Annotated in this window: 16 protein-coding genes; 2 read left to right on the plus strand and 14 right to left on the minus strand. The window is 58.5% G+C overall.

The window, feature by feature from the left end; genetic code table 11:
* Nucleotides 1–17 precede the first annotated feature (17 nt).
* Entirely contained in the window at nt 18–998 is a 981-nt protein-coding gene (gene moaA, locus IPM39_07660; GenBank protein ID MBK8985945.1) for a GTP 3',8-cyclase MoaA, read from the minus strand.
* Between the two features lie 308 nt (nt 999–1,306).
* Between moaA and IPM39_07665 the strand changes: the two genes are divergently transcribed.
* Nucleotides 1,307–2,374 carry an LCP family protein gene (locus tag IPM39_07665; GenBank protein MBK8985946.1) on the plus strand — a complete coding sequence of 356 codons (1,068 nt, stop codon included), beginning with the start codon at nt 1,307–1,309 and terminating at the stop codon, nt 2,372–2,374.
* A gap of 50 nt (nt 2,375–2,424) precedes the next feature.
* On the opposite strand, the gene IPM39_07670 is transcribed toward IPM39_07665, so the two are convergent.
* Nucleotides 2,425–3,585 (minus strand): peptidoglycan DD-metalloendopeptidase family protein, encoded by a 1,161-nt coding sequence (locus IPM39_07670; protein ID MBK8985947.1) that lies wholly within the window; start codon nt 3,583–3,585, stop codon nt 2,425–2,427.
* Nucleotides 3,582–5,159 carry a glutamate formimidoyltransferase gene (gene ftcD / locus IPM39_07675; protein MBK8985948.1) on the minus strand — a complete coding sequence of 526 codons (1,578 nt, stop codon included), beginning with the start codon at nt 5,157–5,159 and terminating at the stop codon, nt 3,582–3,584. Before ftcD ends, IPM39_07670 begins: the two co-directional genes overlap by 4 nt.
* Nucleotides 5,160–5,395: 236 nt before the next feature.
* Between ftcD and IPM39_07680 the strand changes: the two genes are divergently transcribed.
* On the plus strand, nt 5,396–5,944 hold the full coding sequence (locus tag IPM39_07680) for a hypothetical protein (GenBank protein ID MBK8985949.1): 549 nt from the start codon (nt 5,396–5,398) through the stop codon (nt 5,942–5,944).
* Nucleotides 5,945–5,987: 43 nt separating this feature from the next.
* Here IPM39_07680 and IPM39_07685 read toward each other — a convergent pair whose 3' ends face one another.
* The 11 genes from IPM39_07685 to IPM39_07735 form a co-directional block, all read right to left on the minus strand.
* The gene (locus IPM39_07685; GenBank protein MBK8985950.1) at nt 5,988–7,679 is read right to left on the minus strand and encodes a DUF4129 domain-containing protein; all 1,692 of its coding nucleotides are present in this window, start codon (nt 7,677–7,679) and stop codon (nt 5,988–5,990) included.
* A complete protein-coding gene (locus IPM39_07690) occupies nt 7,655–8,926 on the minus strand; it encodes a DUF58 domain-containing protein (GenBank protein ID MBK8985951.1) in 1,272 nt (423 codons plus the stop codon). The genes IPM39_07685 and IPM39_07690 overlap by 25 nt, the downstream gene beginning before the upstream one ends.
* Before the next feature lie 44 nt (nt 8,927–8,970).
* On the minus strand, nt 8,971–9,924 hold the full coding sequence (locus tag IPM39_07695) for a MoxR family ATPase (protein ID MBK8985952.1): 954 nt from the start codon (nt 9,922–9,924) through the stop codon (nt 8,971–8,973).
* Nucleotides 9,925–10,039: 115 nt separating this feature from the next.
* Nucleotides 10,040–10,522 (minus strand): hypothetical protein, encoded by a 483-nt coding sequence (locus tag IPM39_07700; protein MBK8985953.1) that lies wholly within the window; start codon nt 10,520–10,522, stop codon nt 10,040–10,042.
* 58 nt (nt 10,523–10,580) lie between these two features.
* On the minus strand, nt 10,581–11,015 hold the full coding sequence (locus tag IPM39_07705; GenBank protein MBK8985954.1) for a hypothetical protein: 435 nt from the start codon (nt 11,013–11,015) through the stop codon (nt 10,581–10,583).
* Nucleotides 11,016–11,249: 234 nt separating this feature from the next.
* Entirely contained in the window at nt 11,250–12,353 is a 1,104-nt protein-coding gene (locus tag IPM39_07710) for a Mov34/MPN/PAD-1 family protein (GenBank protein ID MBK8985955.1), read from the minus strand.
* Between the two features lie 48 nt (nt 12,354–12,401).
* A complete protein-coding gene (locus IPM39_07715; GenBank protein MBK8985956.1) occupies nt 12,402–13,625 on the minus strand; it encodes a Mov34/MPN/PAD-1 family protein in 1,224 nt (407 codons plus the stop codon).
* Nucleotides 13,600–14,139, minus strand: a complete 540-nt coding sequence (locus IPM39_07720; protein MBK8985957.1) for a hypothetical protein — start codon at nt 14,137–14,139, stop codon at nt 13,600–13,602. Before IPM39_07720 ends, IPM39_07715 begins: the two co-directional genes overlap by 26 nt.
* Nucleotides 14,140–14,217: 78 nt before the next feature.
* Nucleotides 14,218–14,484 carry an EsaB/YukD family protein gene (locus tag IPM39_07725; protein MBK8985958.1) on the minus strand — a complete coding sequence of 89 codons (267 nt, stop codon included), beginning with the start codon at nt 14,482–14,484 and terminating at the stop codon, nt 14,218–14,220.
* Between the two features lie 108 nt (nt 14,485–14,592).
* Nucleotides 14,593–15,774: a ThiF family adenylyltransferase gene (locus IPM39_07730; GenBank protein ID MBK8985959.1), complete on the minus strand. Its 1,182-nt coding sequence runs from the start codon at nt 15,772–15,774 to the stop codon at nt 14,593–14,595.
* 77 nt (nt 15,775–15,851) lie between these two features.
* The gene (locus IPM39_07735; protein MBK8985960.1) at nt 15,852–16,424 is read right to left on the minus strand and encodes a CAP domain-containing protein; all 573 of its coding nucleotides are present in this window, start codon (nt 16,422–16,424) and stop codon (nt 15,852–15,854) included.
* Nucleotides 16,425–16,436 lie beyond the last annotated feature (12 nt).

Consider the following 16,436-nt stretch of genomic DNA (forward strand, 5'->3'; position numbering starts at 1 on the left):
GTCACCTTGTCATCCCTTCATCCGCCAATCTCCGACATCACCCGATTCAGCGGAATCACGTCTTGCGACAGCCCGTGCCCCCATGGCTTCCACCAGATGCCGGCCTCAATGATGGCTTTCATCTCGGCGTTGCTGGCTCCGGCGCGCAGCGGGTCCAGCAGGTTAACCTCTTTTTCACGCAGCAGGCAGAGGCGCAAACGGCCGTCGGCCGTCAGCCGCGCCCGGGTGCAGCTGGCGCAGAATGGTTGGGTCACAGAGCTGATAAACCCCAACTCACCCAGGCTGTCCGGCAGACGATACAGACGCGCTTCGCCATCGAGACGGCCGTCGTCCACCATTGCCAATTCCCCCAACTCGGCGGCAATTGTCGCCCGCAGCTCCGCTTCACTCACCACCCCGGCCTGCTGAAAATCAGCTACGTCGCCAAACGGCATCATCTCAATAAAGCGCACCTGCCAGGGCTGGTACAGCGTCAGACGGGCCAGGTCCACCACGTCTTCCTGGTCGTTATAGCCACGCACCACCACCGCATTCAGCTTAATTCCCAAACCGGCCGAGGTTGCCGCCTCCACGCCGCGCCACACGTCTTCCACGTCGCCCCAGCGCGTTAGTTTCTTAAACTTCTCCGGGTTTAGCGTGTCAATGCTGATATTCACCCGCTGCAAACCGGCTGCTGCCAGCGGCTCCGCCAGTTTATCCAGCAGCAGGCCATTGGTGGTCATGGCTACCGTTTCTACGCCGGGCGTGTGGGCAATCTGTCGCACAATGTCCACCACGTTCGCCCGCACCGTTGGCTCGCCCCCTGTCAGCCGGAACTTGCGAAAACCAAGCTCGGCGAAAATAAGTGTCAGACGAACTATTTCATCATCTTGCAACAGTTCCTGGCGTGGCCGGAAGGTAATATCTTCCGGCATACAGTAAACGCAGCGCAAATTGCATCTATCGGTGAGAGAGATGCGTAGATAGTTGATGTTACGGCCAAAGCGGTCCAGAGACATGGGATTCCTTTCAGTTGGGAATTGTCCCCTGAAATCTACCTCTTTTTGTTGGGTAAGTCAAAGACTTTTTATGAATAAATTCTTTTTAATTCACAACCACCAGGACCCGAAATGGGAATTGCTGGTGAAAGGTTTACCCTTTTTGAGATGACCATGAATGGTTGATAATTAGTAGGCCAATCGGCCGGTATCCGTCCTGTCGTTGTCTTGTTTGTAGGTATAATCCACTCTGATACACTGTGTGGCAAACCGATCATCGGGTCTTAATCCATGATTCATCCGGTGGTCGGTAAACGAGGAGTTTTATTTTGCGACAATCATCAAGCATGATTCCAGGCTGGTTGGCATTTACTTTGTCAACCGCTTTTGTGTTTTCTGGCATTGCGGTCATTATTTTTGCTTATCTCACGTTCCAGGTGATCTGGAACCGGCCGCTAAACCCTATTGAACAGGCAGCCGCCGAGGTGGCTGGCGTTGATTTGCAGTTGGAACAAATTGGTCCAGCCGTGCCGCCGACCATCGTAGCCGGGCTGCCCACGCCGACGCTGTTCCCGACTCAGGAACCCTGGGCAGGTGACGGCCGTGTCAACATCTTGTTGATGGGCATAGACCGTCGTCCCGGCGAGGCGTTTGTCTCGCGCACGGATTCGATGATGATCGTTTCCGTGGACCCGGCCAACGACACGGTGTCCATCTTATCTATCCCCCGCGATTTGTACGTCGTCATTCCCGGGCGCGGGCGCGACCGTATTAACACGGCGTTTGTCTATGGCTCGGCCGGCGACAGCCCGGAAGGCGGCGCGTCGCTGGCTATCCAGACGGTGGCCTATAATTTGGGCGTGCCCATTGACCATTACATCTTGGTGGATTTTAGCGCCGTCACCAAAGGCATTGATATTTTGGGCGGGATTGACGTGTACGTAGCCAGAGACATCAGCGACCCCACCTACCCGGACATGAATTATGGCTATGATCCGTTTTACATTTCGGCCGGGATGCAGCATTTAGATGGGGCGACGGCGCTTAAATACGCCCGTACCCGCCATGCCGACAGCGATTTTGGCCGGGCCGGGCGGCAGCAGCAGGTGATATTGGCCGCCCGCAATAAAGCCCTCTCGTTGGGTTTCACCGGGCTTCTGTCGCGCGCGCCATCGCTGTACAGACAGCTCGAAAATGGCATCCGCACAGATCTGAGCCTGGAGCAGATGATTTCGCTGGCTACAACCGTCAGCGACATCCCCGCCGAACAAATCCGCAACGAAGTGCTGGACTATGACTACGTTTCCAGCTATCTGACGGAAACTGGCGCGCAAGTGCTGATTCTGGACAACCAGAAGGCATCGGCGCTCATCCGCGAGATGTTTTACGGCGAATAGCATCTAAAAGTTCAACTTTTCTGAAAAAGTTGAACTTTTCCTTTTCTAGCTCAATCTTCTATTTTGATTTCCACAAAATTAGTGCGATAAGGGAATACCCACATTTCCTGGGTCACTTTGGTTTTGCCACTGCCTACCGTAATCTCGTAATAACCGGCGGGCACGTCGTCGAAGGCAAAGTTCTCCAGCCATTGGTCGTCTGGGTTGACGGTGGTTCCGGCGTAGGAGGTGGTCGCCAGGTAGCGCGAGGGGGCGTCCAGGCGGCGCAAGGAGATGGGCGCTTCTTCGACCAGCGAGCCATTTTGCCGCGTCACGCGGCCGGCCACTGCGCCATAATCGGGGAAGGGGTAGAGCCAGAGCAGTGGGTTGCGGGTGCTGCCATAGCTGTTTTGCCCCAGGCGAACCTCAAAATGGAGATGTGGTCCATCGGCGATGCCGGTGGCCCCGGAGAGGGCGATGGGTTCCAGAACGTTGACACGCTGTCCCTCGGCCACCAGAAGCTGCGAGAGGTGGCCGTGCAAGATGTAAACCGGCTGCCCATTCAGCGTTGAATCCAATTGGATGACCACCAGATTGCCATAGAAATTGGTGTGGGGGCCGTAGGCAAACACGCTGTCGTTGCCGGCTACCACCACCGTGCCACTGGCGGCCGCCAGCACAGGCGTGCCATTTGGTACGTAAAATTCCACGCCGTGATGGGGCCGCAGCGAACCACCGCGTGTGCTGCCGTAGGGATAGGTCTTGTCGGTCCAGACGGTACCGCCTTCGGCGATGGGGCGCTGGAGCCAATAATGCTCTTCGTGGGAGGTGTAGGGCAGGGCAGGCGGGGTGAAGGTGGGTTGGGGTGTGGCGGTATCGGGGGGCACGGCCGTAGCGGTGGACCCCGTGGCGGTGGACCCCGTAGCGGTGGACCCCGCTTTATCGGGAACGGCCGTTTCCCCAATTATTTTGGCATTTGCCAGCTCATTCGGATCCACCACAGCAAAGGAAGGTGGCTTAAATTCCGGCGTGGCAGTGACAATAATGGTGGGCGGTGGGGGGATGGGCGTCACTGTGGCGGTGCTGGCTGCCGCGGGCAGCGATTGACCGACGGCGACCATCTCCAGGCTGCCCGCCGGATTGGCTGCCGCCTGCTGCTGGCAGCCAACCCCACCCAACAGCGCCGACAAGCCCAAGATACCCAGAATATAGGGGGCAAACGGCCGTCTCATACTGCAAACCCGCCGCGCACGGCCGTTGTCGCCAGAATATCGCCGATCAATTGGTTGACTTCGGCTTCCAGGTTGGCGACCTGCTCCTGCCACCGGGCGGCCAACTCTTGGTCTTGCAGATGGACGCCGTTGACTTTCACATTCAGGCCGGCCACGCGCACGGCCGCCTGAGCCAACAGCGCCCCGGCGGCGGCGTCGGTGACGGCATTCACATTGCCAACGGCCACGATTGTTTGGGCCAGGAGTACCACGTCCCGGCTTAAATAGGCCACGCGCAGGGGCGTTTCGCCCGCGCCAATGGTGGCTGCTTCGATGGCTGCGGCGCGGCTGGTCTCGTCTAAATCTTTCTGGCGGTAGGCGGCCATGACCCGGCCATAGGCGGCCGCGTCTTCGGCGATGGCTGCCGTTAATTGGTGGCGCAGTTGTTCCGCTTCGACCAGCACAGCCTGCGCCTGGTCTTGCACGTCGGCGTATTTTTTTCGGCCGATGGTTAATCCGGCCACCATTTGCGCCAGGGCGGCAGCCAATGCGCCAGCCAGGGCGGCCACGGAGCCACCGCCGGGCGTGGGGCTGGCTTCGGCCGTGGCGGCGATAAAATCGTGGGGCGTGGCGGCTGCCGTGTCAGCCGTAGCTGCCGTGTCAGCCGTGTCAGCCGTGTCAGCCGTGGCTGCTTCGGCTGCGGCCGCAGCCTGCAAGCGGTTTTCCAGGACTTGCTCGGGCTTGAAGCCATCCAGTTGCAGGTACCACTGGGCGGCGTCTAGCAGCGCCTTTTGCGGCGTCAGGCCGATTAGTTCGGCTTTGGTGATGCTGAGGCCGTAACGGGCGGCTTCGCGGCGTACCATCTCCTGGGCGTGGTGGACGGCCGTTTTCTCAAAGTCGGTCAGGTTCATGCTTACCTGGGCCTGGCCTTCTACCAGGAAGCCTTTGGCCTGGACAAAGCGCAGGCCACCGCCGATAAAGCGCACATTGCGGGCGATTTGTTCGGCGACCTCCGCTTTGTCGCTGTTGAGGTAGATGTTGTAGGCGATGAGAAACGGCCGTACCCCAATCACCGTCGCGCCCCAGGGTTTGGGTTCGGCCGGGCCATAATCGGGCAGCCGCGCCGGGTTGGTGGCAACCTCTTGCTGCCACAGTTCATACTCCCCTTTGCGGATGGCCGCCAGAGTTTTGCGCTCTGGCCGGGTGGCGGCGTCGGCATACAGATAAACGGCGATGCCCAATTCTCGTCCCACGCGCTCGCCCAGGCGGTTCGCCAGAGCCACACAGTCGGCAATGGTGACGTTGGCGATAGGGATAAAGGGACAGACATCGGTTGCGCCAATGCGCGGGTGTTCTCCCTGGTGGCTGTCCAGGTTGATCAGGCGGGCGGCAGTGGCGATGGCCCGGAAAGCAGCTTCTTCCACGCCGGCCGGGGTCCCAACGAAGGTGATGACGGTGCGGTTGTGGTCGGCGTCGGCGCTGACGTCCAGCACCTGGACGCCAGCCACTTCCCGGATGGCGTCGGCGATGCGGTTATAGATTTCAGGTTGACGGCCGTTGCTAAAATTCGGCACACATTCCACAAGTTGGTTCATAGAAATTCTTTCCTTAAATAGTCAGCGTTGTTTTCCCGATTTGGGTCGGTTTAGCTTATCTGCGCCAATCTATCTCGAACACCTAATTCTATGCGTCACGGCCGTAAATGCCAGCAATTTTAAGGGATGGCATTCTTTCGCTATAATTCAGCTAACCTTTGGCGGCAATAGAAGGTATGCTTCAAAGGTGCTGGCTCCTCAGATTCATATACGTGGGGTACGAGAGGTAAAAAGCTATGATAAATTTGTTCTTAAACCAATCGTTTAGCCTGGGAATTGTGGCCGCTGTGCTGCTAGATGTCTGGACAACCCTGGCATCGGGGGCTTTTGATGGGCTTATTGCCGGGCTGATCGTGGGGGCGATTGTCATTCCCATCATCCAAACGCCAGATGCCCTGGGCCGCTCTTTGCTGATTGGTCTGCTGTTGGGCCTGGGCATGGCGGTTTATCAGCTTGTGCGCATCGGCGCAGTGACCGGCGCTTCGATGGGGGCCATCCTCAATTCCCTGGATGGCGCCAAAGGCACGGTGGTCGGCCAGATGATTTTGCAAGGCATTATCTACACGCTGTACGCCATCCTGGCCGGCGCGGTGATCGGCGTTGCCCTGACTGTGCCGGAGAAGGCTCTGAAAGGCGCTATTGTTGGCGTGTTGTTTGGTGCGTTGGTCGGCGCAGCTTTTAAATGGATTTTGGCCGAACTCGGCTTTGTCTTTAACCCCACGCTGTTCAGGTTCATGACCGGCCTGCTCATCTGGGGCGTTTTGACCGCCATTGTGGGGCGTTGAGAGCCTGCCTTTCTAATTCCGAACACGGCTCACCGCTTACTGTCTACGGCCTACCGTCTACGGCCCACCGCCCCACGCGGCGGCGAATACTGGCTTTCACGCGCTGCCACTGCGCCTTGATGGGGGGGATGTCTGTTTCTGTCACGGGTTGACGGCCGTACTGCGCTTGTAAAAACGCCTCGGTCAGCCCGTCAATATCTGGGCTGGCTTCCGGCCACTTCTCTCTCAAGTCCGCGGCATATTCGGATGGTGTTTCGCTTTCTTGCCGCACAACCCCTTCGCGGCCGGCGCGTTTAACCGTAGACAGGTAAAAATAGCGCACTTTTTCCCGCGGCGATAGGGCATTGAGGCGCACAAATCGGCTGGCATGTGCGGTTTTGGGCGCTGCGTCGCTCTGGCGGCGTGTTTGCAGCGTCTGGCGAATGTCATCAACCTGGGATTTAATTCCCTGCCAAAGGGCGCGCCACCAGGCCAGGAAGGCCTGCCACGCCTGACGCGGCAGCGCCGAGTTTAGCTGCACGTCTCTCTCGCGCAAAAAATAAGAAAAAGCCAGAACGCCCATGACGATAGCCACCGCCCAAAAAGCCGAGGTAAGGATCATTGCCAGGATATCTGTTTGCGCCGGGTTGGTTGGCTGGGGCAGCGGCGGTTGAAAGGGTGGCACAGACGGCAGGAGTTCTGGTTCTACCTCAGGGGGTGTTCTGTTGGGCATCAGGAAGCTGAACAGCATCAGGAAGAGGAAGGAGAGAATTTGGAAAACGGCCGTTACCCCCCACATCACCGCCCATATCAGCCAGCTTACCAGTCGGCTAAACAGGAATGTTGAACCCAACGGCAAAAAAGCGGCCGCCAATCCAACCGCCAGCAAAATCCAGGCAGTACGCTGCGACCAGATACGCTCAATCCCCGGACTTTTGACAGCATCGTCCGCCAGCCAGCGCGCCTCCATCATCGCCAGCCGCGCCTGGCTAAACAGCAAAAAACCGGTCAAAAAGTAGCCTATCAACCCCGCTAACAGGCCAGACGGAAGCTGCAAACGGCCGATCCCTTCGATTAGTGGATTGCGAATCGCGCCGATAGTCGCCATCTCAATAGACATCGCCGCGGTGCAAACCAGCAGGATGATTGCGCCCACCAGGAACTGCTGGGCAAAACTGCGTTGCAGTGCCACCCGGTTGGCCGGCATGGGCTGGTTGCCTTCGCTGCGTTCTGACCGTAGGATGGCGTAATACTGCTGTTCAGCGGTGTCGGGAGCCAGACGAATGAAAATGTTGCTTATCGCCAGTGTGCGCGACCAGGTGAGAAACGCCGCCACCAACGCCACGATGAAAAAAGCGTCTTCGATCAGCAAGAGCGGATTAAACAACAGCGCTGTCCACCACTGAGCGCTGGGCCAATTGCCGGCAATGCCCCAGGCTGCCAGACGCAGCAGCACAAACAGCACCAGCAGTTCGGCGATCCGATAATAGCCATGATTGAGCAGGCGGCGCGCCGGTTGCAGCAGCCAGATGGTGGTGGTGTACCCTTCCACGGCAAACAGCAGGCAGATGAGCAATATGACCAACCACGGCCGTTCCGCATCAAAACGGCGCACCACAAACAGAGGCCCGCTGATTAGCGCCAGAGTGTTGATGATGACCAGCGCCGGTTGGACGACGCTTTGCGACCAGGAAAAGGGGACGTTGGTTGGTTGGCTGCGCATGGCTATGGCTAGTTGGGAAACGGCCGTTGCCACCGCTCCAGGTCTTGTCTTTCCAGGACCTGATACGCGGCAAAACCAAGGCGCCGGGCGCGGTCGCGTACTTGACCAAACGCATGGTCTGGTTCCACAACCAATAAAATAGGGTTAAACCCGGCGCGCACCAGCCGGTGCAGCGTGTGGCAGGTGGCTTCGTCACCGGTGGGTGTAATCGCCAAAATGGTGACGCCCCAGCTTAAATCCAGGCAGGCGGTGGCCGCCCACTGCGCTAACGACACCGTTTGCCCTGCTTCCAGCCGGGCCAGCCGCTCCAGGATTTTCATCAGATGCGGCCGGCCGGGGCGCGGGGCAATCAGCGGCGGCGTGGCCGGTTGGCCGTTTTGCCCCGGTTGAGCCAGCAGGAGGCGGCCGCTCTTTTCGTCAAATTCAACCGGGCCGCCTTGTGGTTGGTACAACGGGTCAATGCCATTGCTGATCAACCCGACGGGCTGGCGCAAATTGATGAGGTGGGCGGCCAGCGAAGCGGCCACTTCAATGGCCCATTCGGTGGTGTAGGCTCGGTCTTTGCTGACATAATCGCCCAGGTGCAGGTTCAGGAGGACGGCCGTTTCCAACGAAATAGCCGGTTCAAAGGTTTTTACCAACAAATCGTGTGTGTGGGCGCTGGCTTTCCAGTTAATCTGCCGCAGCGAGTCGCCCGAACGAAACGGGCGCGTCCCCATAGGCCGGGCCGGGTCGGCAAACAGACGTTGGTGGCTGGCAATGGTTCCAAATGGCAGGCGCGAAGGCAAATTGAGATGGCTGAGGCTCCAGATGCGTGGGTAAACGGTCAGAAAATCGGCCGGCAGGCTGCCGGTCTGCTCTGGGAACAGGCCAAACAAGTCGCTGGTTTTCAGGCGCAGCGGCCCCAGGCGGTAATAACCCCGGCGGCCAGTCCGCACCTGGTACAGCAGTTGGGCCGTTTCGCGGCGGCGCAGCGAAATGACCTGATTGGTAGGCTGGCGCGCCGTCAGTTCAATTGCTACCGATTCTCGCAGGTGCAGCCAGGGGATGCTCAGGCGATTGGTGTTTTCCACCTCAATAGATACGGCCACTTCTTCGCCCCAGAAAGCGTGGTCGGTAAATTTGCGCTGCGCCAAAACACCACCAAGAATTCGCGGCGTGTACCAACGGTTCCAGGCATACAGCCCAATGCTGACGTAGACGATGTAGAAGATGAAGTCTACGCGCAGCAAAAAGGCGACCAGCAGCAAGATAAAAATCAGTGTGGTAAATTGACCCATAGGAGACAGAGAAACGGTCAATCGTCAATCGTCACGCCTGACGCTTATAAATTCCCGATTTCCAGCGGCGTTTCAGTCAAGATATCGGCCAGGATTGTTTCGATTTTTGTGCCGCGCAGGGCGCTTTCGGGGTGGACGATGCAGCGATGGGCCAGCACGGGGATGACGAGCTTTTTGATGTCGTCGGGTAAAACAAACTCACGGCCGTGCAGCGCCGCGTATGCCTGGGATGCCCGGTATAGGGCCAGGCTGCCGCGCGGGCTGGCGCCCAGGGACACCGCTTTGTGGCGGCGGGTGGCAAACACCAGGCTGACGATATACTGCCGCAGGCTGTCGTCTACGTGAATCTGCCAAACCTGGGACGCTAAATCTGGTAGTTGACGGCCGTCGCGCACGGCTTGAATGGTTTCGATGGGGTGGACGCCGCCCAGGTTGAGCAGCATCTGGTTTTCAGTGGCCTCGTCCAGGTAGCCCAGGCTCAACTTCATAAAAAAGCGGTCTAGCTGGGCTTCTGGCAGGGGGAAGGTCCCTTCGTACTCCACCGGATTTTGCGTCGCCATGACAAAAAACGGCCGTTCCAACTCCCGCGTTACCCCATCCACCGTCACCTGCCGCTCGCCCATCGCTTCCAGCAGCGCCGATTGGGTGCGCGGCGTGGCCCGGTTAATCTCGTCGGCCAGCAAAATGTGGGTGAAGGTCGGGCCGGGGATAAAGGTAAACGCCTGCTGTTTCTGGTCGAACACCGAAACGCCGGTCACATCGTTGGGCAGCAGGTCGGGGGTGCATTGCAGCCGCTTAAAATCCACCCCCAGGCTGATGGCGATGGCCCGCGCCAGCATGGTTTTGCCCACACCGGGCACATCCTCCAGCAAGACGTGACCTTCGCATAACAAAGCAACCAACAGCAGTTCCAGCACGTCGCGCTTGCCAATGATCACGCGCTCGACGTTGCCGATTATTTCTTCCGCGAAGCGCTGAATGTCTTGTATCATACTCATATCGTATCAGAGTGGTCAGGGGGCGGCAATACGATTGACGATTGACGATTGGTCCTGAGTTTGCTGAAGGATTGACGATTGGCAGGGGGCGAGCCGTCGCGTAAGAACATTGGCGCTATAGAGGCCAGAGCAGAAGCATTTGCGGCAAAATCAGGCCGCCCAGGGGGGCGCGGTAAGACCAGCCCAGCTTTTCCAGCAGAATGTAATCAGCAATGGCCCACAGGCCAAAGCAGCCAAAGGCCATGATGATGATTGCCAGGGCGATGCTGAGGAGCAGGCAGGTTTGGGCGCAGCCCAGACTGCTGCTGGGCAGCACGCGCACTTTGGAGCGGGATTCTGGCTCTTCGATGGGGGCGTCTATGACCCGGGGACGATTGGGAGGCGGCAGCGGGGTGGATGGGGATTGTAAACGGCCGTTGCCCGTGCAGCCAAACGCCGAACATTTATGCCCATTGGCTTCCCAACATTGCGCATGGTGGCGCGCCCCATCTTCCGGGCAGATGACAATCTCGTCACCGGCGACAAACGTCTCTTTGCACAGCGCACACGGCTGGTCAATAAAGGCGGAGTTTTGGCTAACTTTGAGGGGGCGGATCATGGCGGAGGTGTTCCGTGTTCCGTGTTCCGATTCACGGATAACGGATTACGGTTCCTGTTCAGCCAACCTGTATCTGGTCCAACAGCCACTGCCACAGGCGCTGCCAGAAGCCGGGCTGGCGCATCCGCTCCACTTCGCGGGCTTGCTCGGCTTTGAGGCGTTTGGTTTGCTGGCTGACGGCCGGTCCACGGCCGTTGGCCGAGGGCGCAGGCAGATCGGAGTAAGTGATGGTGAGGGCGGGGTCGCGGTTACGGCCGTAAACGTAATATTCCGTACATTCGCAGCCCAAAATGGCGCACTTGCCGCCGCTGCGCTCCCAACAGGCACGGTGATACAGCGTGCCGCACTTGCTGCACACCACCGGCATCAAAGAACGGTCGCGCACGTTGTTTTCCACCGCGCCGGCGCAGATCGGACAATGCAGGCTCAACCGATTGGCTTCGCTGATGTCGTCCGAGGTTATTTCAATCAGGGGTAATTCCTGTTCTGCCATAGTTTTAGTTTGTTGGTTTGTTGGCTTGTTTGGTTTGTTTAGAGGTGCCCCAACCAACGAACAAGCTAACCAACCATCCAACCCGTATTATACATCAATCTGGCGGCGTCTCTGGTCGAAATTCTGTAAGCGTTTATTTACCACGGAGGCGCGGAGAACACGGAGGATTCTTTAAATCTCTGTGTTCTCCGTGCCTTCGTGGCGCCCTCCCAGAAAAGTTGTCTGGATGAAATTTTACCAGGAGCGGGCAGCCCAGGTGGGCCATTCAAACTCCACCGGGCTGACGCGCGTCTTTTGCCGGTCCCAGCAGAAGAAGCCGCTGGTGCGCGCCTGTGGGTCCAGCACAAAGGCCACGTGCCAGATTTGGGTGAAGAAGTTCTGGTGGATGAATTGGTCCATGCCGGACAAAAAGATGCCAAAGCCGGGATGCGTGTGATACCAGCCGACCATCACGGCCGTTTCATCCGGGTAGCGTTCGGCCAGTTTATCGTTCATGTAGCGCCAACTTTCCGGCGTGTAGGTGACGCTGGCCCCTTGCATGACGGTGTGTTTGGCGATGATGGTGTCAATGACGTGGACGACGTAACGGCCGTCGGGCTGTTTTTCCGGGCGCGGGCCAATCAACACGCCCGCTACCTCCCGGTTGGGGCTGCTGAGGGCGTGGGCCTGGGCGGCGCGTAATGCGGATTCGTCGAGCAAAATGTCGGCGGCCATCCAGGTGCGCGAACCGATGGGCAGCCTTCGTCCGGCAATTTGCACCCGCGCCCGACTGGGGGCGATCACGGTGGCGTCTGGGCCAGAAACGGCCGTTTCTTCCGGCTCGGCATATACCGGCTCAGAATCGGCCACGCGCACATCTGGCTCCGCTTCGGTTTGGCTGACGGGGGCGACGGCCGTTTCCAGCACAATCTCCGGTTCGGCCTCGCTGATTTCGGCCGGCGCAGCGTCAGCGGTTTCACCGTGGGTGTCGGCCACAGCGTCAGCCACAACGTCGCCTTCGGCTTCATCTACGGCCGGCAAAATGATGACCTGCCGCCGCCACACGTCGGCCAACGAGCGCGTTTGTCCTTTGCGGTCTTGCACGGTCACTTCAATTTCCGCCTTGTCCTGCTCGTCCAATTCCAGCAAGGTGATGGCTTCGTAAGCGTCCCACACGTCGGCTTCCAGTTCGTCGGCAAAGGCTTGCAGGTCTTGCAAGGTGCAGTCGGCCAGCGTTTTGACACGGCCGTCTACCGTCACTGTGTCGGGCGGCGTCAGCACCACCGTCACCGAAGCGGTTTGGCCCGATTCCGGGACTTTAATGGTAATGATTGCGGCGTAAACAGGTTCGTCGGTCATGAGTTTTAGCGAGACCTGACAGGTTTCTGAAACCTATCAGGTCTGAATTTACGGAATTAGCTCGATTTGCAATTCGCATAGGTCGGTGTTTGCCAGGCGGATGTTGTTGGGGTCAACGGCCGTCAGCCGCAGTTCATACCCACCGGGCGCGTAAGTAGTGGTATCCCAGCGGGCCAGCGTGCCCAGGGTGGTGTCCCGGTTCAGGGTACGCAGCGGAACCCAGTTTTCAGCGCCGGACGGCCGTGCTTCCACGCGATACCGGTCGGCGTTGGGGTGGCTGGCCGTGCCTATCACCTCAATCGTCGCCCCGGTCTGGTAGCGCTGTCCGGTTAGCGGCGACAAGATGCGCAGGCGGGCGTCCGGGCAGGCGGCGGCGTTGCTGGCCGCCAGGGATTCATCGGCCAGCATCAGCACCACGTTTTCCAGGCGGTTGACCTGTTGGCTTAGCGGCAGCACCCAGCCAACGAGCAAAAAAAAGCTCAGGAGCAGCCCCAGGCTGCCGACAATCAGGCCAATTCCGGGGTTGAACGATGGGTTGACGCTGCGCGGCGCGTAGACGGTGGTTGGTTCCGGGCCGGCTGGGGCGCGCCGCGCCAATTCTGCCTCGCTGGTGTCTTTCCACACCGAGGTGCGCACCACCCGCCAACGGGCATAGGGCGTCGTCTGGCTGTCCAATAGTTCATAAAAGCCGGGGAAGGGGACTAGTTCGCCCGTGTCCCAACCGAAAAAACAGGCTTCGTCGTGGCCGGGGTCTACTACCAGGCCCACATGCCAGGGCAGCGTAAAGGCGGCCGAATGCACCACCACATCGTCGCCGGAGTAAAACACGCCCAGGTAGGGGTGGGTATGAAACCAGCCGACGATTTCCAGGTTGGGGTATTTTTGCTCCCGATCCTGGTGGAGTTGGCGCCAGGTGTCGGCGGTGAAGGTGAAATGCACCGGCCCATGGTCGGCGCTGACGACGGGCAGGGCGGCCTGGATTTCGACAAAGACCTGGCCCTGAAACTGGTAGGCGCGCCCTAACAGCGCGCCGCCTAATTCGGTATACAGGTTGGAACGGCCGTGACTGTCTATCTGTTGCAGCGCCGCCTGGCTGACGATGATTTGCACCTGCGCCGGGCCGGGTGTACGGCCGTGTAAATAGCCCTTCTCATCCAGGTTGGGCGGCTGTTTGCTGCCTAATTGGCCCAGTTCCGGCGCGAGCGGTTTGGCGTCGTTGGTGGTTGGTGCGGGGGGAACGGCCGTTTTAGAGGATGTTGATGCCGAAGTCATCGCGTTCGGTCTCCGTATCCCCCAACACAATCAACTCTTCCAACGATTGCCCTTTCAGGCTGCGCTTGTCTACTGGGAACAGCCCTTTGTTGCGCAGCGCCCAGGAAGCCGCCTTAGAGTTCATTGGGTCGCGTGGATCGTAATTTTTGTATTGAACCATTTCGCCCAACGTCAGCAGCAGTTCGTCTAACGTTTTGGCCGCCCACCATGCGCCGATGCACACCGCGCCGGTCACGTGGATGTTGGGGTGGAAGATAGGGGTCATCCACTTTAACTGTGGTTGTTTCAGCGGATACTCGGCGTGCAGGTAAATGCTCACCTTGTGGTCGGTGCGATAAATCGGTTCGCCGCTGCTTTTGATATTTTCCACGCCTCGGCAGGTGAATTGGATCAGGTATTTTTCCGGCGGGTCGCCATCGGTGGTGACCACATGGATAAATTCACTGCGGTTGACCAGTTCACGGATATTTTTGTAATCGTTGCGCAGCCGAGTTTCACGGATGTCGAATGCCATGTTGTCCTCAAACGGAACGCATGAATTATGAATTGCAAACGGCCGTTCACAATTCATAATTCACAATTCACAAATTTTTCACCCCGCGGTAACTTCGGGGAATAAGCTCAAGATGTCGTCTTCTTGCACGCCGGCGCCGGCCAGGGAATCATCCTCGGAGAGGCGCTTGCCGGAAGCGCGGTGGTCCAACCGGTAGGTGATGGGATTGGCGCCCTGGTTGGTGGGCAGGCCCATTTTGCTGACCAACGCCGGGATCAGACGGCGCATTGGCACGTCGGCCGGGAGTTCAACCGGGGTCTTTTTAGAACCGGTGGGATCGTAAATGATTACTTTGATGCTTGCCATTTGTTTAAGCCTCCATTGGTTTACTAAGCGAATATCATTGTTAATTACGTAAATTCGGGTGTAGGGTTGCGTGTTCCGTATTCCGGTTTACGGACTATGGACTACGGTTTACGCAAATGCCAAAAAGGTTTCCGCATCGCCTGTCAGTTCCAGATAGATACGTTCACGGCCGTTGCGGGCGCGTATAATGCTCAGGGGCGGTATGTCTATATCGGCCAGACTGCGGCCGAGAAAGGATTCGTCGCCGCTGATGCGGTGGGTCAGGTTCATGTCGCGGTGGCCGCCACAGTTGGGGCAGTCGGCGGCGCTTTCGTACAGCCGGGCCATGCTCTTGAAGATGAATTCTTCCTGGCCGCAGTCGGGGCAGCGCATGGAAACGACCAATTCGCCATTAAATTCTAGCACAGTTTCCGGGCCGAGTCGTTGTTGGGCTTCGGCTAATAATTCGGCGATGGTGGTAACGGCCGTACTCATTTCCGGCAGTTCCACAATCGGTTCCAGGCGACTGTGGCTCAGGCAATCTTGCTTCACCGGGTACTCGGTGGTGTAGATGTCGTTGGTCAGGCCGTTGATGATCATCGCCTTGCCCGGCTGCACTTCCAGGCCGTGCAGCAGCTTCAGCGCTTCCTGGGTCTGGAAGGCGGCGACGATGGAGGCGCTGGTGGGTGTGGTGGGCACTTTGCCTTGCAGCAGGTTGTTCCGCGCCAGCAGCGGGCAGGAATAACGCAGGCCAATGAGCTGGTAATCGAAGTCAGTGAGGGTGCATTCGTAACACGCCCCCTGGCCGGGCCAGAAGAGGCGCACAATGCCCATGAGTTCCTCAATGGCCCCATCCACCCACGGCTTGCCAACAGCCCAACTCATGCGGTTGATAGAGAGCCGCGCTTCGCGGTTGTCCAGGCAGCCGATGATCACGTCCATGTGGCGGAAGACGCCCATGCCCAGCTCGAAGTTGATGTCGCCGTGCCAGGTGAGGACCTTAACGTCGGGATTGATTTCCTTGACGGCATCGGCGGCAGCGTCTACTTTGCGACGGCCGTTGTCCTTCGCCCGGAACAGGACAGAGCGGCTGAGGTTGCTGTCTTCGATGGTGTCAAAATCGGCGATCATTACGTTGCCGATGCCCATCAGGGCCAGGTTCTTCAGGACTTCGTTGCCCAATGCGCCCGCGCCGACCACCAAGACACGGGCGTTACGTACCACCTCTTGCTGCCACCAACTGATGTAGCTAAACGTGTGATAGCGGTCGGCATCGGGATCCGTGATGACAATGGTTTCGGTTTCGGTCATAGTTTCCTTTGGGAAGTTGATAGTTGGGAGTTGATAGTTGTTAGTGGGATGGGCTGCTATCAACTATCAACTCCCAACTATCCACTAATTGCAGCAATAAAATTCTGTGTGGCTACCAGAGCGCCGCTGGGCGCGTAGGCCAGGCCAATACCCACGTGGGTCCACAAGGGATTGAGCAGGTTGCCGCGATGGTTGCTGAATTTATGCGGTTGGTTCATAAACTTGTGCTGAATCTCGTAGATGCCGGCCTCGCTGTGACTGGCTGCGCCATAAACCACGCCGATATTTTCGCCGCAGGCCAAATAGGTGATGCCGTAGCGGGTAATGCGTTGGGCGGCGGTCACGCCATCGGGCGAGATGTGTTCTATGTACTGCCGCTTAAGCATATCGGCGGAATGGCCGCGGGTGACGGCCGTTAACCCTGGGTGCCATTTCAACTGGTTGTTCGGCAGCCAGCGCTGTCCATGCTCCAGCCGGGCCGCGTTGACCATATTGAACATGAGCGTTTCCAGCGCGTCCAGGTTGGGCAAGGTGTCGGGTTGGGGGGGAACGGCCGTTAAATCATCAACCGTAATCCGCACCAACCCCGCCGAAACAGTTTGCTGTACGCCCGCGATATCCTCTTCCGTCAACCGTAAACGCTCGGACATAACTCGGTAGGG

The sequence above is a fragment of the Candidatus Leptovillus gracilis genome, assembly GCA_016716065.1.
Lineage (GTDB): Bacteria > Chloroflexota > Anaerolineae > Promineifilales > Promineifilaceae > Leptovillus > Leptovillus gracilis.